This window comes from Clostridium pasteurianum (assembly GCF_001705235.1).
Taxonomy (GTDB): domain Bacteria; phylum Bacillota; class Clostridia; order Clostridiales; family Clostridiaceae; genus Clostridium_S; species Clostridium_S pasteurianum_A.
The window spans coordinates 2298192-2318791 of record NZ_MCGV01000001.1; the positions used below are offsets into that span (position 1 = coordinate 2298192).

Annotated in this window: 16 protein-coding genes; 12 read left to right on the forward strand and 4 right to left on the reverse strand. The window is 30.7% G+C overall.

Going from position 1 to position 20600, the window contains the following annotated elements:
* Positions 1–19: 19 nt before the first annotated feature.
* From BEE63_RS10190 to BEE63_RS10200, 3 genes are all read right to left on the reverse strand, one after another.
* Positions 20–1432: a DUF6056 family protein gene (locus BEE63_RS10190; protein WP_066021280.1), complete on the reverse strand. Its 1413-nt coding sequence runs from the start codon at positions 1430–1432 to the stop codon at positions 20–22.
* Between the two features lie 29 nt (positions 1433–1461).
* The gene (locus BEE63_RS10195) at positions 1462–2031 is read right to left on the reverse strand and encodes a hypothetical protein (protein ID WP_066021281.1); all 570 of its coding nucleotides are present in this window, start codon (positions 2029–2031) and stop codon (positions 1462–1464) included.
* 266 nt (positions 2032–2297) lie between these two features.
* Positions 2298–4316, reverse strand: coding sequence for a penicillin-binding transpeptidase domain-containing protein (locus BEE63_RS10200; protein WP_066021282.1), 2019 nt, complete (start codon positions 4314–4316; stop codon positions 2298–2300).
* A gap of 345 nt (positions 4317–4661) precedes the next feature.
* Here BEE63_RS10200 and BEE63_RS10205 point away from each other — a divergent pair, with 345 nt between their 5' ends.
* The 11 genes from BEE63_RS10205 to BEE63_RS10250 all read left to right on the forward strand — a co-directional run bounded on the left by BEE63_RS10205 (position 4662) and on the right by BEE63_RS10250 (position 17762).
* Positions 4662–5477 (forward strand): carbon-nitrogen hydrolase family protein, encoded by an 816-nt coding sequence (locus BEE63_RS10205; protein ID WP_066021283.1) that lies wholly within the window; start codon positions 4662–4664, stop codon positions 5475–5477.
* Positions 5478–5850: 373 nt separating this feature from the next.
* On the forward strand, positions 5851–5928 hold the full coding sequence (kdpF, locus tag BEE63_RS22560; RefSeq protein WP_081312651.1) for a K(+)-transporting ATPase subunit F: 78 nt from the start codon (positions 5851–5853) through the stop codon (positions 5926–5928).
* Between the two features lie 17 nt (positions 5929–5945).
* Positions 5946–7619, forward strand: a complete 1674-nt coding sequence (gene kdpA / locus BEE63_RS10210; protein WP_066021284.1) for a potassium-transporting ATPase subunit KdpA — start codon at positions 5946–5948, stop codon at positions 7617–7619.
* Between the two features lie 18 nt (positions 7620–7637).
* Positions 7638–9695, forward strand: coding sequence for a potassium-transporting ATPase subunit KdpB (gene kdpB, locus BEE63_RS10215; RefSeq protein ID WP_066021285.1), 2058 nt, complete (start codon positions 7638–7640; stop codon positions 9693–9695).
* Positions 9696–9714: 19 nt separating this feature from the next.
* A complete protein-coding gene (locus tag BEE63_RS10220) occupies positions 9715–10323 on the forward strand; it encodes a K(+)-transporting ATPase subunit C (protein ID WP_066023210.1) in 609 nt (202 codons plus the stop codon).
* Between the two features lie 18 nt (positions 10324–10341).
* Entirely contained in the window at positions 10342–10689 is a 348-nt protein-coding gene (locus BEE63_RS10225; protein WP_066021286.1) for a hypothetical protein, read from the forward strand.
* A gap of 69 nt (positions 10690–10758) precedes the next feature.
* Positions 10759–13455 carry a sensor histidine kinase gene (locus tag BEE63_RS10230; RefSeq protein ID WP_066021287.1) on the forward strand — a complete coding sequence of 899 codons (2697 nt, stop codon included), beginning with the start codon at positions 10759–10761 and terminating at the stop codon, positions 13453–13455.
* Positions 13456–13471: 16 nt separating this feature from the next.
* Positions 13472–14170 carry a response regulator gene (locus BEE63_RS10235; protein WP_066021288.1) on the forward strand — a complete coding sequence of 233 codons (699 nt, stop codon included), beginning with the start codon at positions 13472–13474 and terminating at the stop codon, positions 14168–14170.
* Positions 14171–14981: 811 nt separating this feature from the next.
* The gene (locus BEE63_RS10240; RefSeq protein WP_066021289.1) at positions 14982–15566 is read left to right on the forward strand and encodes a hypothetical protein; all 585 of its coding nucleotides are present in this window, start codon (positions 14982–14984) and stop codon (positions 15564–15566) included.
* Between the two features lie 27 nt (positions 15567–15593).
* Positions 15594–16766 carry a PucR family transcriptional regulator gene (locus BEE63_RS10245; RefSeq protein WP_066021290.1) on the forward strand — a complete coding sequence of 391 codons (1173 nt, stop codon included), beginning with the start codon at positions 15594–15596 and terminating at the stop codon, positions 16764–16766.
* Positions 16767–17339: 573 nt separating this feature from the next.
* Entirely contained in the window at positions 17340–17762 is a 423-nt protein-coding gene (locus tag BEE63_RS10250) for a CBS domain-containing protein (RefSeq protein ID WP_066021291.1), read from the forward strand.
* Between the two features lie 486 nt (positions 17763–18248).
* On the opposite strand, the gene tnpA is transcribed toward BEE63_RS10250, so the two are convergent.
* Positions 18249–18722 (reverse strand): IS200/IS605 family transposase, encoded by a 474-nt coding sequence (gene tnpA / locus BEE63_RS10255; RefSeq protein ID WP_066021292.1) that lies wholly within the window; start codon positions 18720–18722, stop codon positions 18249–18251.
* Between the two features lie 801 nt (positions 18723–19523).
* Between tnpA and BEE63_RS10260 the strand changes: the two genes are divergently transcribed.
* Entirely contained in the window at positions 19524–20507 is a 984-nt protein-coding gene (locus BEE63_RS10260) for a DUF5067 domain-containing protein (RefSeq protein ID WP_066021293.1), read from the forward strand.
* The last annotated feature ends 93 nt before the right edge of the window (positions 20508–20600 follow it).

The window sequence follows — 20600 nt, forward strand, 5'->3', positions numbered from 1 at the left end:
AGAATCCATATATTTTATATTAAAGATAAAAGACATGTACAAATTTTAATGCAGCGAATAAGGCAAAGATAAGAAGGTATCTTCTCTTTAATAAAAAGTCACTTTTCTTCAATAAAAAAGCAGAGACAATCAGAAACATTATAGATAAAACAAAGGATGTTCTTGAACCAGATGCATACATTGTTGGTGAAACGAACATCATACAGGAAGAACATATTCCAGCAATATATATTAAAGTTATGTATACACCTTTTTTAGAAAAGTCATATAAATACAGTATAAAATATGGAACTGAAAAAATTATTATAGGCCATATAAAAAATTTTATTATTGTTAATTTTCTTAGAGCAAATGGATTAGGAAAATTAAAATTAAAGAAATACCAGTATAAATGATTATATATAAATATGTACCAATTTGGAAAATCAGTTTCCTTCATAAATGTCCTTGGTACAAATTCACTGGCAGAAAATAATACGGATAAAAGAATAAGTATACATCCGGATAATGGTATCAATATAGATAATTTATTTTTTATACCTTTATCTTTTGTGAATAATGCTATGCTTAATGATAGCAGTGCTAAAAGAACAAGCATCCTGTTAGTAACAAGTAGTGAATTTAGAAGCCACTGAATTCCATTAAATGCAAATTCCCACTTACTCAATAGATGAAAATTAGGGGCAAAGTTTATTGCCTCCTTGGAAGCTCTTACATAACTTCCAGGTGCAACAAAAAGTACGATTGCACTGAATAGCATAAGCAAGTTTTCCAATATTAGAAACTTATAGATTTTTTTATCTCTAATATATATATGTATGTTTATTATTAAAGCAAAAGTTAAAAATACAAGACACACTTGTTCTTCACCCAGAGATGCTAAAATTGCGCAAAACAGATAGAATATATTGAAGGTTCCTTTATAGTGACATTTTAATGCATCGATGAATGGTAAAATGGCAAATAGTCCAGCAGACATACACCATAGGTATACAATAGAACCAGTTATCCATATTACTGATTCCAATATTACACCTTTACCTATAAATATTAAAGATAAGCATATGTATGAATTGGTAATAAATCTTTTTTTATTGTCTTCTTTATCAGTGATAATTCTGCTAATGGAATATGCTATAGTTACTATACATATTGGATTAATTATTTTCCATAGGCAACCATTATCATTAAATATATAATAAAATATAATCTCTGAACTTAGTCTACCTGTCCATGATATGTATCTCATATATAAATAATTTATAAGTGAGTATTGGCTTGATACTTTTTTAAACCAAAAATCATCACCAACCTGCATTTTACAATTTAAATGTATACATATCATAATGACAAAAAGAATTAAAAAAGGTATGATGTTCAATAGTTTTGATGCTGTCTTTTTATCAAGTGTTTTATCCTTAAAGTAGTTCACTATGAATCCCCCCTGAATGTCTATAAGTATCACAATTTAAATGTACGATTTGTCCAAATAAAGTACTTACTTTTACCTTTAGTTAATTCTATGCCTATTTTATAACTTTTATTTTTTGGCAGATTACTGATTTTAAAATTAGATATTATCCCACAGTTGTCATAAACAATTCTATGTGGTTGTCCAATATCATTTTTAGTATCACATGTTAAATGCGAGGAACTATTTATAACACTGTCACTATGAGGAATACCATTAAAAAAATCTGTAACATCTCTTCTTTGCACTATTATTGTTGTAAGTTTATACAGATTTCCATCTTCACTTTTTAATATTATAGTTGGCATGATATTAAAAGAATTAGTACCTTTGATAAAAGCCCATCCCTCTATGTTTCCTACATTGCCTGCTGTATTAATATTAATAGAATCAATACTATATTGTATGTTTTTTTTATTGTTTTTAAAAGATATACTTTTATGTAATTGGGTAACTTGCAATTGCTTTTTTTGATCTAAATCATATCCAACCAGGAGTATAGTCATTAAAACAGTAATGGTTGTAACAACTAGAATTAGCTTTTTGTCTAGTTTTATCATAGATATTTATTTATCCTCCGATATAATCTTTTAGATATTTTGTATTAAATGTTATATGATTTTCGTTAAATAGAATTAAATACCACATACTTGATGCTTTACAAAAAAATGTAAAATAATTTCATACATAGGCTATCCTATCCATTGATATTTAGAGCAACTATAATACGATATTACATTATAATATAATATCGTATTATAGTTAACTAAAATATCAAAACCATCAGATATTTAAAATGTATGCATTAATTGTTTATTAGATACATTTATTTACCAAATTGCTGAAATATGGCTTTTACATTTGGGGTCACATAAGAACTGCCACCCTTATTCTTTACATTTTCATACATCTCAAGAACTAGAAGTTTTGGATTATTTGTGTTTACAGCTATAAACCATCCATTTTCTGTTCCATTAGTATCAGTTTGCGATTTTTTAATTTCTGCAGTGCCAGTTTTACCTGCAATAGGCAAGTCAGGCATGTATGCTCCGTGTCCAGTGCCTTCAGGACTTGCAACTACTTGACTAAGATCATTTAATACAGTATTTACAGTATTTTGTGAAAATGCTTTTGATATTAGCACTTTTCCAGGAGTACCCTTGCTTGAATTTAAATATGGAGCAATTATATTTCCGTCATTTACAAAACAAGTATAGATTGAGGCAAGTTGTACAGGATTCATAAGAACTTGACCTTGACCATAGCCTGAATCTGCAAGTTGTATATCGTCTTTAATTTTACCATCTGAAGTTATCTGAGAAGTTTGAAGTCCATATTCAAAAGGTATTGTGCTGCCTATTCCTAGTTTTTTTGTTTGAGATAAGAAGTTATCCTTTCCAATGGCAAGAGCTGTTTTTGCAAAATATATGTTATCAGAATGCACAAGAGCATTTACTAAATTAGCAGGTTCACTGTATGATTCATCTCTTGTAACGTAATAGCTCCCCCAGCTGCTATTTTCCTGCCATTTAAGACCTGAGATTTTTTTATCTTCATCCACATTTAATTTATTAGCATCAAGAGCAATAGAAGCAGTTATTGGTTTAAATGTTGAACCAGGCGCAAAAGTGGTTTTAAATCTGTTCAGAAGAGGCTTATTCCCATCGTTTTGAAGAGAATTCCACTTATCACTGGACATGCCTAAGATAAAATCATTTGGATCATACGATGGAGCACTTACAAGAGCTAATACAGCACCAGTTTTTGGCTGCATAGCTACGGAAGCTCCAGAGTCGGATTTATATTGATCATACATCGTACTTTGAAGATTTGTATCTATAGTCAAATCAACATCCTTTCCATTTTTAGGAGCTCTTTTACCTAGTGTTTTTACTTTTTCACCATATTTATTATCTATATAAATTTCAGCTCCATCTGTGGCTTTTAATTGATTTTCATATATTTTTTCAAGTCCGGCTTTTCCAATAACACTGTCTTTACTGTAGCCTTTATCACTTAATTTCTTAAGCTCTTCGGCACTTATATTTTGCACATAGCCTGTTAATAGACCTGCTTTTTCTTTTAGGGGATAAACTCTAGCAGGGGTCTTATCAATCATAACGCCGGGTATCTTTAAAAGATTTGATATTTTATCGGTATCATCCATGGATAGTTTTCCAACAGATATAAACATATCAGGCTGAACGTATGAAGCAGAAAGTTTCTTATTAATGTCATTTACATCTATGTTTAAAATACTTGCAATTTGTTTCTTAGAGTTTTCAGCATCTGAGCCTAATTTTTTAGGTACGATACCAACTGTTTCTATGTATCCATTTTGTGCAAGGTACTGTCCATTTGAACCTTTTATTTCTCCACGTTTTGCGGAGGTTTTGTCAACTCTTATTTTGTATCCATTCTTTAAATCAGGATGAATCATTTGGCTAGTCCAATTTAAGCACCAGTTTTTTGAATCGTCCTTTTTGAAATATGCAGTATCATCAAAGGTTATTTTACCTGCAGCTGTGTCCATTGTAACTTTAAAGGGAATGGATACGTTACCGCTGGAATCCTTTTTATAAGATTTTGGGTAGTATGGAGTTATTGCAATTTTAGTAAGATCAATTCCACTATATATATTTTGGTATCTAGCTATAAAGTCTTTCTCAGAAATAGATTTTTTACTGCTTTTGCTTAAAATACTGTACATAGTTTTATAATCTTTTTTTGTCCAGGCAGCATTGTATTTTTCAAATGAAGATTTAGGATTGTCAGAAAAACTACATCCAGAGGAAAGAAAAAGAAGTAAAAGAAACAAAGAAAATAATAAATACTTTTTTTTCATAGTTATCTCCTTAACTAAACATTTTTATAATTTTATAAAATATTAAGGTTTTGGAATAAAATTCAATTACAGCTATTGAAATGCCCAAAATTCCTAAATATATAATTATATATAATAATTATAGTATTAAATTTTTACTTTTTAAATGCAAAATAAAAATATGCCTCAGTAAACGTAAAAAGTTTCTTTGTTTTTTGTAATAAGTAGACATAAAATGCAATTAAAATTATGCAGAAAGAACATAGAATTGAAATTAACTATATGATAATATGATATCAAATTAATTGAAAATAAAATCTAAAAATACTATTAGTAACAATAAAAAACCATAAGGAGATTTAAAAAATGAAAATTAAAGTTTCTTGCGTTCAAATGAGGCCAATATTAAAAGATGTAAAAACTAATTTAGAAAAAATGACTGAATTTATTGAGCAAGTAATGAAAAAACAAAGCAATACCGATTTAATAGTATTTCCTGAGTTAATAACCTCTGGATATGAATGTGAAGATGAGTTTTATAATTTTGCAGAAACAATGCAGGATGGTCTTAGTATAAAAGTAATAGGCGAACTTGCTAAAAAGTACAATACAAATATAATATATGGATTTCCTGAAAGAGACAGCAATAAAAGTAATATAATTTATAACTCATCTGTTTTCATTGATAATAGCGGTAAAGCAATTGATACATATAGAAAAGTTCATTTATTTGATACAGAGAAAAAATACTTTACACCAGGTTCAGAATTTCCTGTGTTTGATACTTCTTTTGGAAAGATTGGGATAATGATTTGCTGGGATACAGCTTTTCCTGAAGTAGCTAGGATATATAGTTTAAAGGGAGCGGAACTTATCGTTGTGAGTACAAATTGGGAAAAACCATATTCTGATGATTGGGATTTGGTAACTAGAGCGAGGGCTTTTGATAACTGCGTGTATTTAGCAGCAGCTAATAGAATTGGAGATGATAAAAATCTAGGATTCTTTGGACATAGTAAAATTGTGGATCCTCTTGGGAAGCCAATTAAAGAACTAAATGAAGAAGTAGAGGGAATAATTTCAGCAGAGCTTGATCTAGAAACACCTAAAAAATTAAGAAAAGAATATTATACATTTTTTAAGGATAGAAGACCTGAGCTTTATAAAGAAATAATAAATTAATAGTTGATTTGCAAAGGATATACTTAAATGTATAGGCTGCAATTTATAAGGATTAACAGAGCTTAATATTGAAATTAGGCTCTGTTTTTTTATATATAAAAGCATAGTTAATTTTGCAATCTTTAAGAGCTATTTATTGAAAACCTTATCGTAAAAATCTTTATACAATCTTTATACAGTGGCTTAAAATCTTAATCCCAATTTTACATTAATGGTGATAATATGAGGACAGAAATTAAACGAGAGGGGGAAAATATATGCTTGATGTTGTTTTTTTAGCTTTAATAGCATTAGGATTTTTGGGTCTAAGATATTTTACAAACTGGTGTGAAAAGGTCATAAGTAAAAAGTAAATTATAGGGGAGGATTTAATATGATACTTTTAGCTATTATAGTGATTTGTCTTTTTATTTATTTATGTTATGCATTATTCAATCCCGAAAAATTTTAGGTAATGGAGGTTAAACCATGGAAATATTACAAATAGCAATTATACTCATTGTATTTGTGCTTCTGTGTGTACCTATAGGAAAATATATGTACAAGGTTGCAGAGCATAAGAAAACTTTTTTAGATCCCGTACTTGATAAGGTAGATAACTTTATTTACAAAATTTCAGGAATACACAAAGATGAGGAAATGGGCTGGAAACAGTACGTCCTTGCACTCTTAATGTGTAATGCCATCCCGGCATTTATTGGATATATAATTTTAAGAATTCAGGCTATAAGCATTTTTAATCCTAATCATATAAAGGGAATGGAGCAAGGACTTACTTTTAATACAATAATAAGCTTTTTAACTAATACAAATCTTCAAGATTATGGAGGGGAATCTGGAGTATCTTATTTATCTCAAATGACAGTAATGACATTCTTTATGTTTTTCGCTGCTGCAACAGGAATATCAGTAGCACTTGCATTTATAAGAGCTCTTGCAGGGAAGAAGAAAATTGGAAACTTCTATGTTGATCTTGTAAGAGTTATAACAAGAATATTACTGCCTTTTTCAATTATAGTTGCTGTGTTTTATATAAGTCAGGGTGTCCCACAAACACTTTCAGCTAATAAAACAGTTACAACTATAGAAGGTAAACTTCAAGATATTCCACTTGGACCGGTTGCAAGCCTTGAGTCAATAAAACTTATAGGAACTAATGGAGGAGGATTTTTTAGTGCTAACTCAGCTCATCCTTTTGAAAATCCAACACCACTTACAAATACAGTTCAGATAATAACATTAATTGTTTTAGCTGGTTCAATGGTAATTTGTTTTGGACACATGATAAAAAAGAAAAAACAAGCTATTGCAATATTTGCTGCTATGATGGTACTTCTTTTAGCGGGAGTTGCAGTATGTTATTCCGCAGAAAAATCAGGGAATCCAGTGTTAGCACGTGTGGGACTTAGTCAAGCCATGGGAAATATGGAAGGCAAGGAAATGAGATTTGGAATAGGTTCAACATCACTTTTCACAACAGTTACCACTGATACTTCTTGTGGTGCAGTAGATACCATGCATGATTCATTAACGCCAATAGGAGGAACCGTTCCACTTATAAATATGATGTTAAATGTTATTTTTGGAGGTGTTGGGGTTGGCTTTATGAACATGATAATGTATGCCATCTTAACTGTTTTCCTCTGCGGACTTATGGTTGGAAGAACACCGGAGTTTCTAACTAAAAAGATTGAGGGTAAGGAGATTAAATTAGTTGCATTTGCTATAATAATACATCCTTTCTTAATATTAATGTCAACAGCTATTGCACTTAGTACAAAGCAGGGGTTGGCTGGAATATCAAATCCAGGCTTCCATGGACTTACGCAGATTTTATATCAATTTACAAGTTCGGCGGCTAATAATGGTTCTGGGTTTGAAGGACTCGGTGATAATACTATGTTCTGGAATACTTCAGCTGGAATAGTTATGTTTTTAGGAAGATATCTATCAATAATAATACTTCTTGCAGTAGCAGGTTCTCTTGCCGCTAAAAAATCAGTACCTGTAAGTAGTGGAACATTTAAAACGGATAATGCAGTTTTTACAGTAACACTAATAGTTATAGTTATCATAATTGGAGCACTTACTTTTCTTCCAGCAGTTGCTCTAGGACCAATTTCAGAATATCTTACGCTGTAGGTAGGGGGGAAATTAATTATGAAAGATAATAAATCAAAATTTATTACTAAGGATATATTTAATGAAGCAGTTATTGAATCTTTTAAAAAATTAAATCCCAAGTATATGATGAAGAACCCAGTTATGTTTGTGGTTGAAATTGGATTTCTTGTTACAGTTCTTCTTACTATTGTTCCTAATATATTTGGGGACAAGGGAAATAATTTAAGAATTTATAATGCTATTGTAGCAGTAATTTTATTTATAACAGTATTATTCGCTAATTTTGCAGAATCTGTAGCAGAAGGACGTGGAAAAGCTCAAGCAGATACACTTAAAAAAACCAAAAAAAATACTATAGCAAAATATATAGATGAAAATGAAAATATTAAAACTATAAATGCCGACGAATTAAAAAAAGGAGATATAGTACTTGTACAAAATGGTGATGTAATACCAAATGATGGAGAGGTTATTGAGGGCATTGCATCCGTAGATGAATCTGCAATTACTGGAGAATCAGCACCGGTTATGAAGGAACCAGGAGGAGATTTTGCATCTGTTACAGGTGGAACAAAGGTTGTAAGTGACTGGATAAAGGTTAAAATAACAGCAACTCCAGGGGAATCCTTTCTTGATAAGATGATTAATCTTGTAGAAGGTGCTTCAAGGCAGAAAACTCCTAATGAAATTGCACTTAATACAGTACTTGTAAGTTTAACCTTAATATTTTTAATTGTACTTGTTGCCCTTTATCCTATGGCAGTATACACAGGTGTAAAAATTCCTATGTCAACTTTAATAGCTCTTCTAGTATGTCTTATTCCTACAACTATAGGTGGACTTTTATCAGCAATAGGTATAGCTGGAATGGATAGAGTCACAAGATTTAATGTAATAGCAATGTCAGGAAAGGCTGTAGAGGCTTGCGGCGATGTTGATACTATGATTTTAGATAAAACAGGAACTATAACTTATGGAAATAGGTTAGCAGCTGATTTTATACCCGTTGGAGGAGCAGATAAACAAAAACTTATAGATTACGCAGTTATGTGTTCCTTAAAAGACGATACTCCAGAGGGTAAATCCATAGTTGGGCTTGGAAAGAAACTTGGAATTACAATAGATACTGAAAAATATGAAAATGTAGAATTTGAAGAATTTACAGCTCAAACGAGAATGAGCGGAGTTAACTTAAAAGATGGCACAAGGGTTAGAAAAGGTGCTTACGATGCTATAAATAAAAGAGTAAAAGATTTAAAGGGTGTCATCCCTGATGATTTGGAAGGGTCTGTAAATGATGTGGCAAAGCTTGGAGGAACGCCGCTTGTAGTATGTGTTGATAATAAGATTTATGGCGTTATATATCTTAAGGATACAGTAAAGGCTGGACTTGTAGAGAGATTTGAAAGGCTTAGAGAAATAGGAATAAAAACGGTTATGTGTACAGGTGATAATCCTCTAACAGCTGCAACTATAGCAAAGGAAGCAGGGGTTGATGGATTTATTGCAGAATGTAAGCCTGAGGATAAAATAGAAGCCATAAAGAAGGAACAAGATGAAGGAAAACTCGTAGCAATGACAGGTGATGGAACAAATGATGCTCCAGCATTAGCACAGGCAGATGTTGGTCTTGCAATGAACAGTGGAACAACTGCTGCGAAGGAAGCTGCTAATATGGTTGATTTGGATTCTGATCCTACTAAGGTACTTGAGGTTGTAGAAATAGGAAAACAACTTTTAATAACAAGGGGAGCGCTTACTACTTTTAGTATAGCTAATGATGTTGCTAAATACTTTGCAATAATACCAGCAATTTTTACAATAGCGATACCACAGATGCAGGTTATGAACATTATGAAACTATCTACACCTTATAGTGCAATACTATCGGCTCTTATATTCAATGCTATAATAATACCAGCTCTAATACCTATTGCCATGCGAGGTGTAAAATATAAGCCTATGAAATCAGAAGCATTACTTTTAAAGAATATGCTTATATATGGGCTTGGTGGTGTTATAGTTCCTTTTATAGGTATTAAGGCAATAGATTTAATAATAACACCAATGGTTAGAATTCTTAATTTAGGTTAAAGGAGGCTTGATTATTGTGATAAAGTATTTAAAAACTTCTCTCAGATTAAGTATTGTTTTGATAATAGTTTGTGGACTTATATATCCACTTTTTATAACAGGAGTAGGTCAGACTATTTTTCATAATAAGGCGAATGGAAGTATAGTTACTTTTAAAGGTAAAGAGGTTGGCTCTGCACTTTTAGGACAAAATTTTACGGACAAAAGGTTTTTTAGGGGAAGGGTTTCTTCTATAAATTATAATACCTATACTGAAAAAGATGTGAAGGATGGAAAATATACTGGAGTTAGCTCAGGCTCACAAAATCTAGCACCATCTAATAAGGCTTTAAAGGATAGAGTTAAAAAGGATATAGCTGATTTTCTAAAGGATCATCCGGGAGTTAAAAAATCTGATATACCAACGGATCTTTTAACTAGTTCAGGTTCAGGTCTCGACCCAGATATAAGTCCTAAAGCTGCTGAGATTCAAATACCTGCAGTATCTAAAGCAACAGGAATAAGTGATAGTAAACTTAAAGATATAGTGCAAAAATATACAGAGGGAAAAACATTTGGTGTACTTGGAGAGGACAGAGTTAATGTTCTTAAGGTTAATCTTGAAATAGCTTCTATGATAAAAAAATAGTAAAATAGGGTGAAGATAATGAAAAAATTTGCTATTGTAATAGGTTCAATTATTATAATAAGTATAGTTGGTTATTTCTTTATTAAATATCAGACGAACTATAAGTACAATCCATATGCGGGAAAATATTTATCAGAAAAAGGAAATGTTACTTTAGTATTGAATAAGAATAATAACAATTGTACTATTATATATAATGAATATAGAGATGCTTTTTCTACACAGGGTAAGTATTTTGTTATAAACAACAAGATAAAGATAGCAATCAATAAGAATAAAGAAAATTATGCTGGCAAGAAAGTTCTCAAAGGGATTTTTAGGGGAGATACAATCGAATTAGATAAGACTATTTATTACAAACAATAATAAAATTCATTTTATGGGTAAACCACAAGTAAATATGGTTTACCCATAATTAGAATGGAGGAAGTTTATATGGATACTAATTATAAAAGGCCTGATCCATATTATCTTTTAAATAAAATTGACAAGGAAGAAGATAAAGAAAATAGAGGAAAATTAAAAATATTTTTTGGATATTCTGCTGGTGTTGGTAAGACATATGCAATGCTTAGAGCGGCTCATGAGACAAAGAAAATGGGTAAAGATATAGTTATAGGATATATAGAACCGCATGGTAGAAGAGATACTATGGAATTAACTAAGGGACTTCCTGAAATTCCTATAAAAAATATTAATTATAATGGAGTTATTTTAAGAGAATTTGATATTGATAAAGCACTTTTAAGGAAGCCAGAGATAATACTTGTGGATGAATTAGCGCATACAAATGCTAAAAGTCAAAGGAATAGAAAAAGGTGGCAGGATATAGAGGAACTTTTGGACGCGGGAATTGATGTGTACACAACCTTAAATGTACAGCATATTGAAAGTTTAAATGATATTGTAGCAAATATAACTCATATTTCTGTAAGAGAAACCATTCCAGATAAGGTTTTTGATGATGCTGACAAGGTAGAATTAATAGATATTGAGCCGGATGAACTTTTAAAAAGATTTAGTGACGGAAAGGTTTATAAAAAAGACCAACTTAAAAGAGCCTTTCACAATTTTTTTACCAAAAATAACTTGTATGCCTTAAGGGAAATTGCTTTAAGGAGAACTGCTGATAGAGTTAACTTTGAAATTGAGATTGCAAGATTATCAAAAGGACAAATTACTGTAATGGCAACCTCGGATCAGATACTTGCATGTATAGGTACTTCTCCATCTTCTGCTAGAATAATAAGAACGGCAGCTAGAATGTCAGAAGTATATCATTCAAAATGGATAGCACTTTATGTTGATACGGGTAGAACACTAAATAAGGCTGATAAGGAAACTTTAAATTCAAATTTTAGATTAGTAGAACAGCTTGGTGGTGAGCTTGCAACTGTCAGCGGAGAAAATGTGGCAGATCAAATAATAAGGTATGCAGAGCTTAGAAATACAACTAAAATAATAATAGGAAAAAATCATAAAAAAACAGGAACAATACTGCATTTTTACGCTAGAGATGTAGTTGATAAACTTATAGATTCTAGCTCTTATATAGATGTGTATATGATACCAAATTCCTCATATTACAGTGATAAGAAGAAGAAAATTTTACCCAAAATAATCAGTGAGTCTAAAGTATCCTATAAGGACTTAATTAGAACTATACTAATTATGGCAACTACTGTTGGAATAGCCAAGATTTTTGATTATGGAGGGTTTTCCAATGTTAATGAAATAATGATTTTTATTTTGGGTGTTATTATAGTTTATATGACAACTACAGGACAGATTATGGGAATAATATCATCCTTTGTTGGAGTACTTATATTTAATTATATGTTTACAGAACCAAGGAATTCTTTTAGAGTTTATGATAAGAGTTATATTGTGACTTTTCCAATAATGATGATAGTTGCTTTTATAGTAGGGGGACTTACCAATAAGGTACAAAGAGAAGCACAAAGTTCAAGTATAAGGGAAAAAAGAACGCAGACACTTTATATTGTAAGTGGAAAACTGTTAAGTGCAGTTGGAACTTATGATGTTGTATCTATAGGAATAAAATATATATCAAGACTTGTAAATAGAAATGTAATATGTTATCTAGCAAATAATAATAAGCTTTCAACACCTTTTGTTTATAAGAAGGATAAGGGAGCTAAAGAAGAAATTATAATGGATAAGGACGAGAATGCAGCAGCGTATTGGACATTTTTAAATGGAAAGGAATCAGGCTGTGGAACTAACACTTTTTATAAAGCTAAGGGATACTATGTTCCAATAAAAATTAAAAACAAAATACTTGGTGTAATTGGCGTGTCATGTCCCAGTGGACCTTTAAGACCAGAAAAGAAGTTTATGGTAGAGACTGTAACCAGCCAAATTGCTATCGCACTTGATAGAGAAATTTTATCAAAAGAGCAGGAAAAATCAAAAGTGGAGATAGAGAGGGAGAGGCTTAGAAGTAATCTTTTGAGATCTATTTCGCATGATTTAAGAAGTCCTCTGGCTGGTATAAAGGGAGCTGTAAGTACTATACTGGAAAATGGAGAAGCTATAGGAGAAGGGACAAAAAAGGAATTACTGAATGGAATATATGATGATACTGAATGGCTCATAAGATTAGTTGAAAATCTACTTAGTATGACAAGGTTTGACGAAGGAAGTATGGAAATAAAGAAAGATATTGAGCTGGTAGAAGAGGTTATTTCTGAAGCGGTACAGAGAAGTTCAAAATATTTTAAAGACCATAAAATAAAGGTAAATATCCCCGAGAATGTTATAATGGTATCTATGGATGGAAGTTTAATTGAACAGGTTATAATAAATCTTCTAGATAACGCCTCGAAATTTTCACCGAAGGGTTCTACTATAGAGATAAAAGTATATGAAGATGAAAAAAATGTTGTTTTTGAAGTAATAGATAGTGGACAGGGAATTTCGGAAGATATACTGCCCAATATATTTGATAGATTTTTTACAAATGGAAGTAAAATATCCGATTCAAGGCGTGGTGTGGGTCTTGGCCTTGCAATTTGCAAATCTATAGTGGAAGCTCATGGTGGTATGATACAGGCTATTAACTCAAAAAGTGGGGGAGCTATTTTTAAGTTCAATATTCCTAAAGAATGATCAGGAGGGGATTAATATGAATGATAAACCTTATGTTCTTTTAGTAGAAGATGATAAGCCTATAAGAAATTTTATAACTACAGCGCTTTTAACACAGGGATATAAATGTATAGAGACTGATAAGGGAAATGAAGCTATTGCTCTTTCTATGTCTAATAATCCTGATATTATAATATTAGATTTAGGTCTTCCAGATATAGATGGTATTGAGGTTGTAAAAAAGATACGAGAATGGTCAAAGACTCCTATAATAATTGTTTCAGCAAGGGATAATGAGCATCAAAAGGTTGAGGCACTTGATAAAGGAGCAGATGACTATTTAACGAAACCCTTTGGAATAAGTGAGTTGCTTGCAAGAATAAGGGTGTCTTTAAGGCATGTTAAGATAAATAAAAAGGAGGACAAAGACCTAGAGTCTTTTAAGGTAAGGAATTTATCTGTGGATTTTAAAAAGAGGCAAGTATTAGTAAATGATAAAGAAGTACATTTGACTCCTATTGAATATAAGATAATGTTTTTATTATGCAAGTATTCAGGGAGAGTTTTAACTCATAATTTTATAATAAATGAAATATGGGGAGCTCAAGTAGGAAATGAAGCTCAATCACTCAGGGTATTTATGGCAAGTCTTAGAAGGAAAATAGAAAAAGATCCAGCACAGCCGGAATATATATATACTGAGGTTGGTGTGGGATATAGGTTAATAGATGAATAAAAAAAATTGAAATAACAGTGCTTTGAACATTAAAAAAACCCTATAAATCTTATCATAATTGAGGTTTGGGTCAAGGACCCATTATCCTTCTTTATAAAATACAGGCGATCTTAATGTCTACGATTAACAACCATGATTTATTAATTAAAAGATTTATATAAAACTTTTACAATGTAGAGATTGGCTGTTTGAAGTTAAGAAGGATAATGGGCTAAAGCCCAAGCCTCGTGTATGATAAAATTGAAAACTCTAAGTATTTTACTATTTTTTCACCAAGATTTATTAGGATTTTTTAGGTATCTGATAGAAAATAATAAGTCCATGTTGTGAGATAATTTTGTGTAATACGAGGAAACTGGTTCCGATAATACTGGGAAGTCTTAACGGGTTCAGTTGATGAAATATTACGCAAAATTAGCCACTAGATAGACTTATTATTTTTTTGAAGATGCCTTTAATTGTTACTTCAGCACTGTTATTTCAATTTGAAAGTGGAGCAAGGAAAATATTCCTCTGTCCCTACGGAATATTATTATATACGGGGGTTGAGTGCTGACATTGCTTTGCTCGTCAGCAGGTTATAGGCGTCAGTAATAAACTAATAACATTAAAAAATTTTGGGATAATAATTATAAATTATTGGTGTAACAACATATTTTTTATAACTTACAAGTATAGAGTTTTTAACCTTTCATATACTATTTGTATTATATAGCATATAAAAGCTTAAATTTAAAATAGGAAAAATTGTAAATACGTATTTATTACTATATAATAGTTACTAAAATAAGGTTTAATGGAGGGCGTTAGTATGGTGAAAAAGAAAATTGGATTTTTTGTCACGCTTTTAATAATTATTCTTATAATTTCAGGTATTATATTTTCTATAAGTCCTGTAAAAAATATATCTCTTCCAAAAAATAAAGGAACAGTTGATGGACAAATTGCACAATTAGACAGTAAAGTGAATGTTAAAAGTGACAGAATTGAAGTAAGCTATTTTTTAACTGAAGATGATTTTAATAATATGCTATATAGATATATCAAAAATGACGTAAATCTTAGTGGACTAAAAACAGAAGCTCGTAATAATCAAATAAAAGTTTATGCTAATACTAAAGTTTTAAGTATAATACCAACTCAAGTTATAATTGATTTTGAACCTTATGTAAAAAATGATACAATTAATTTTACTCTTAAAAATGTTAGTGTCGGAAGAATTTCTGTGCCTAAAGCATATTACAATAAAATTCTAAAGAAAATAAACTCTGCGTATGTATATGTACAGAATAACGATATTATTTTAAAGAAAAAATCTATAGAACCTTTTAAGGTGAAAAATTATAGTGTTAATAGTGGCAAGATAAGATTAGATTTATATTACTACACTAAATAGTTATAGGATTTTGTGAGGTGAAAATAATTGATTTCATGTAGGAACATAGTAGAACTTCCTCAGTTAGAACAACTTAAATTAGTGGCTGGAGAGGGTGGACTTGATAGGATAATCCTGTGGGCACATGTGGCTGAATCACCGCAAGCTAGCAATTGGGTTACAAATGGAGCTTTAATGCTTACTACTGGAAATTCAATAAAAGAGGACAATTTATTGAATTTAGTGAGAAATATCAGCAGTAAAAATCTTTCTGGGCTTATTGTAAGTATAGGATCTTGTATAAAAAGAGTTCCGAAGGAGGTTAAGGACTATGCTAATAGTATAAACTTTCCCATCTTTGAGTTACCTTCTGAAGTAGATATTTCTAAAATCGTAGAAAGTATATGCAGGGCTACATTTGTAAGTGAAATAGAAGATAAAAATACGACTGAACCTATGGAAAACTTAATACGTGGTAAAGTGGAATATAGCAATGAATTTTTAAAAAATGAGTTTCTGTATGGATATGATATAAACAGTAGTTATACAGTCATTGTAGTCAATATAGATAAGGATAAGTCTAATCAAAAATATGACACAAATAAAATTATGGAAAAAGGCGTAAATGAAGTTATGCATAAATTTAATAAAAAAATTTTGTGTACATGCAAGGATGATTTATATATCATAATTATGACTATTTTAAGTAATATAAAAGAAGAGACTAACTTAGTGGTTCAGGAGTTAAAAAATTATATAAGTAGAAATATCCCAAGGGTTGATATTAAAATAGGATGTGGAAGAGAATGCTCTAAAAAAAGTGAAATATATAAAAGCTTTAATCAGGCAATTTTTGCATTGAAGTTTTTACAAATAAATAAAGAGCATGACTATATGTGCTTTTATGATAATCTCGGAGTGTATAGAATCTTTTATGAGGTTCAAGATAAGGGAGAATTAGAAGATATATATAATGATATTTTAGGCAGATTAATTGATTATGATTTGAAAAAAAATAGTAATTTAGTTGAAACTTTAAAAGCGTATTTAGATGAAGATGGAAATTTAAGCAAGGTATCTGATAAACTTTTTATTCATAGAAATACTTTAAAATATAGAATTCAAAAAATGCAGAATATAATGAATTGCAGTTTAAAGGATGCTAATGTAAGGTTTAATTTATTTTTAGCATTTAAGTTAAAGAAATTTATGAATCTTTAAAGAAATTATTAGTAGAAAATTTAACTTAAAATAATATAAATATGAAATTTGTCAAAAAACATATTGATTTTTGATATACATATATGATAAAATTAATAAAAATGATAATTTAATAAAAATACAATGTGTTCATTAATTAATTACTAAAAATATCATTTTTTTAAAGCTTGAAATATCATTTTAATAAAAGCTTTAGTAGTAGGGCTATTCAAGTGTGAAAAACAATATGCTGAGTTTCATAAATCTTACTTTGATTTTTATTTAAAATAGTTTAAACATGTTTCTTTAACTACCTAAACCCCTATATTGAATAGCCCGAAATTTTTATGATAAAATAACATACATAATTCATTATAAATCTGCTATTTTAATAGAAGTTTGATGATTAAGGCTTTTATTTAAAATAGCAGATTATTTTTGTTAAAATTAGACGATAGACTTTTTTGGTGCAAGTATGTTAACATGATGGTGAATTGATTGGAAATGTAAAATGTTTTTTTACTTAAAGTAATATAAAGCTTGAAAATACATGTTATATGATAGGGTAATTAAAAAGAAAAGAGGTTAAAGTCTATGAATATAGCATTTTTTTTGACACCCAAGAATGAGGTTATATATGAAAAAATAACTTCTACTATGAGACAAGCACTCGAGAGGATGGAATATCATAGATATACAGCTATTCCGATATTAGATGATAATGGGAGATATGTAGGAACATTAACAGAAGGGGATTTGCTCTGGAAGCTAAAGAATACGCCAGAACTTGATTTTCAAAATACCAATAAAATTTTAATTGAAAATATACCTAGGCACATGAATAATAAACCGGTACGTATAGATTCAGATATAGAGGATCTTTTATCAAAATCAGTAAGTCAAAATTTTGTTCCAGTAGTTGATGATAATGAGGTTTTTATTGGTATGATTAAGAGAAGTGACATTATGAATTATTGCTACTCTAAAATATTTAAAAAGAATGAAAAAGAAGCCTAAAGAGAGGGAACATTGCTTCGGAACATTAAAAAAATTCTATAAATCTAAGGTAAAAAAATAGTAAAATACTAAGGGTTTTCAATAACTCACTAACGTTCAGACAAATTGAAAACTCTAAGTATTTTACTATTTTTTTGCCAAGATTTATTAGAATTTTTTAGGCATCTGAAATAAAATAACAAGTTCATGTTGTGAGATAATTTTGTGTAATACGAGGAAACTGGTTCCGCCAATACTAGGCAGTATTAGAGGGTTCAGTTGACGAAATATTACGCAAAATTAGCCACTAGATGGACTTATTATTTTTTTGAAGATGCCTTCAATCGTTCCTTCAGCAATGTTCCCTCTCTTTTGGGGTAAAGCAATCATAACCACCGGCTTAGCCGGTGGTTTGCTCAGCCCTGTAAGGGCATATTACTGGCTGGGCTAAAAGCCCTCTGAATGGTCTGCCACTCGCATGTTTTCCCATGCAGTCGCTAAAGCGACTTATTTTTTCTTCTTTACTGATTCACCGGTGAACGGATCAACAAGTTCTTTTATACTCATCTGTTCATATGCCAAATCCTCTTGCAATTGATTTTTTATATACTCCTGTATTTTCTTTTTGTTTTTCCCAACTGTATCAACATAGTATCCTCTACACCAAAACTCCCTGTTTCCATATTTGTACTTCAAGTTTGCATGCTGATCAAATATCATTAAACTACTTTTACCTTTCAAATATCCCATGAAACTTGATACACTTATTTTAGGTGGTATTTCTACTAGCATGTGTATATGATCTGGACAAGCTTCTGCTTCTATTATTTGCACGCCCTTCCATTCACATAACTTTCTTATTATTTTTCCTATATTGTTTTTTATTTTACCGTATATTATTTGTCTCCTATATTTAGGTGCAAACACTATGTGATACTTGCAATTCCATGTCGTATGAGATAAACTATTTGTGTCTTTCATTAGACATCCTCCTATGCTTTTATATTTGCGGTTGGCTAGACCTGCATTTATTTTAACATAGGAGTTTTTTTCTACTCAACGGCATAAGCCTTTTTTCTTCCACTTGCTTAGCAAGTGGTTTCCTTTGTTACACAAGGAAGAAAATTCCTCCGTGCCTACGGAATTTTAGGAGTGAATATTGTGTATTAGGCATTATTAGTGCTGACATCGCTTCTCCCGTCAGCAGGTGATGGGGGGAGCCAAAACCTCATATACGATAATTATCCTTCTTAATTTCTTTTCTGTTTTTGTACCCTGGGGGTTGTAATTATGAAAAATTCTATAGTTTAATGTAATTATTTAAGGTCATAAAAATTCATTATAACAATTGAATGTACATTATAATAAAAATAAAAAAAGACTAATAAGTTTTTACAAAAAAATCTTTATGACCATTAAAATAAATGCTATAATAAAAAACGTGTGGCAAAAAAGTGTCGTATTACCTAATTTTATAGTAAAATTATAAAAATTTAAAAGAATAAGTACTCAAGGAGTATTTTGTTTTTTTGAATGATTATTTTCAACATAATAATGTTGATGATGAAAATATAATACTCATATTACCACCTGTTGTATTAATTACTTTTGTGCAAGCGGCAAGCAAATTTCATCTATCAAAATTAAAAGATATGTGTAGTATTTAGGCTAATATTGAATTGTGGCGGAAAATATAAAAGCATATCGGCTAAAAAGATGGGAGCATCAAGGATTGTTGACTTTCACAAGCGACTAAAGATTAAGAAAAAAAGGGAGAAGAAAATGGACAAACTGAAAATAAAAAGATTATTACTTGTTCTTACCATTGTTTTTGCGAGTTGTACACTAATAACAGCTTGTAATATTATGAATAAGCCTACAGAACCACAATGGGACTTGAAGACTAGAACTTACACTGATGATAAAGTAAAAATGACCTATATCAAAATTTGGGCGCAAGATATTAAATATGATCACTACGATAACAATCAGAAAAGTTCCATCCAAACTATCAACGTGGATGGAAAAGATCAGATTGCAATTCGTGTATTTTGGAAATTACAAAACAATTCCCAAAAAACAATTTCTTTTAAAGATCTTTATAAACACGCCATTAATGGGATTCCAGCAGCCAGTTCTGTAACCCAAGGTGGTAAAAAAGAAGATTTGTTGCGTATTAAAACTGATTCTTGGCCAACTGAGGATGGATATTATGGAGAGGATGATGACCACAAAGATTTGAAGCCTGGTGAATCCGTTAAGGTAGTTGATACATATGCGTTGAAAGACACAACAACACCAATTGTAATTTATTTTAATAAGGATTGGGAAAGCATCGGCAGTTACAAGATAAGCTGGACAGGAAAAGCTCCATACATTTATTTAAATGAATTAACAATGGACGCAATTACTAACGCTAATAAAATGGCAGAAACAAACAAAAAAGAGGATGCAGCCCAAAAGGATAAACTTACAAAAACACTTGAGGGTATCACAGTGGATGAGAATGATAAATTAACATGGACCAAAGCAGATTATGATGCTTTGGTAGCGGATTATGGTGGTAATGGTACTAAGCTGACAGATGTTCTTGCAAAATACCCTCATCCTAGGTTTAAAGATAAGTCTGATACTGATATTACATTAAGCTATGGAGATGCAGGAAGTGATAATGCTAAACATTTTATATCTCTTAGTTTTCAACAAGTGTCAGGATCAGCATCTGATTTTACATTGGTCAGTAAAAGTGAAAAGGGCTTAAAATAAACGCCTAGATAGAGTACAATAATTATTGCAATTTAGTAAGCGTCAGCGGATTTTAATTGCACAGTTATTGCCCGTGCTGTGTACATAAAAGCA

What these genes read in the sequence shown, in the direction of transcription:
- BEE63_RS10195 (WP_066021281.1), bottom strand. Translation starts at nt 2,031, where the DNA reads ATGATAAAACTAGACAAAAAGCTAATTCTAGTTGTTACAACCATTACT.
- BEE63_RS10250 (WP_066021291.1), top strand. Translation starts at nt 17,340, where the DNA reads ATGAATATAGCATTTTTTTTGACACCCAAGAATGAGGTTATATATGAA.
- BEE63_RS10240 (WP_066021289.1), top strand. Translation starts at nt 14,982, where the DNA reads ATGGTGAAAAAGAAAATTGGATTTTTTGTCACGCTTTTAATAATTATT.
- BEE63_RS10225 (WP_066021286.1), top strand. Translation starts at nt 10,342, where the DNA reads ATGAAAAAATTTGCTATTGTAATAGGTTCAATTATTATAATAAGTATA.
- BEE63_RS10200 (WP_066021282.1), bottom strand. Translation starts at nt 4,316, where the DNA reads ATGAAAAAAAAGTATTTATTATTTTCTTTGTTTCTTTTACTTCTTTTT.
- tnpA (WP_066021292.1), bottom strand. Translation starts at nt 18,722, where the DNA reads ATGAAAGACACAAATAGTTTATCTCATACGACATGGAATTGCAAGTAT.
- kdpB (WP_066021285.1), top strand. Translation starts at nt 7,638, where the DNA reads ATGAAAGATAATAAATCAAAATTTATTACTAAGGATATATTTAATGAA.
- kdpF (WP_081312651.1), top strand. Translation starts at nt 5,851, where the DNA reads ATGATACTTTTAGCTATTATAGTGATTTGTCTTTTTATTTATTTATGT.
- BEE63_RS10235 (WP_066021288.1), top strand. Translation starts at nt 13,472, where the DNA reads ATGAATGATAAACCTTATGTTCTTTTAGTAGAAGATGATAAGCCTATA.
- kdpA (WP_066021284.1), top strand. Translation starts at nt 5,946, where the DNA reads ATGGAAATATTACAAATAGCAATTATACTCATTGTATTTGTGCTTCTG.
- BEE63_RS10260 (WP_066021293.1), top strand. Translation starts at nt 19,524, where the DNA reads ATGGACAAACTGAAAATAAAAAGATTATTACTTGTTCTTACCATTGTT.
- BEE63_RS10230 (WP_066021287.1), top strand. Translation starts at nt 10,759, where the DNA reads ATGGATACTAATTATAAAAGGCCTGATCCATATTATCTTTTAAATAAA.
- BEE63_RS10205 (WP_066021283.1), top strand. Translation starts at nt 4,662, where the DNA reads ATGAAAATTAAAGTTTCTTGCGTTCAAATGAGGCCAATATTAAAAGAT.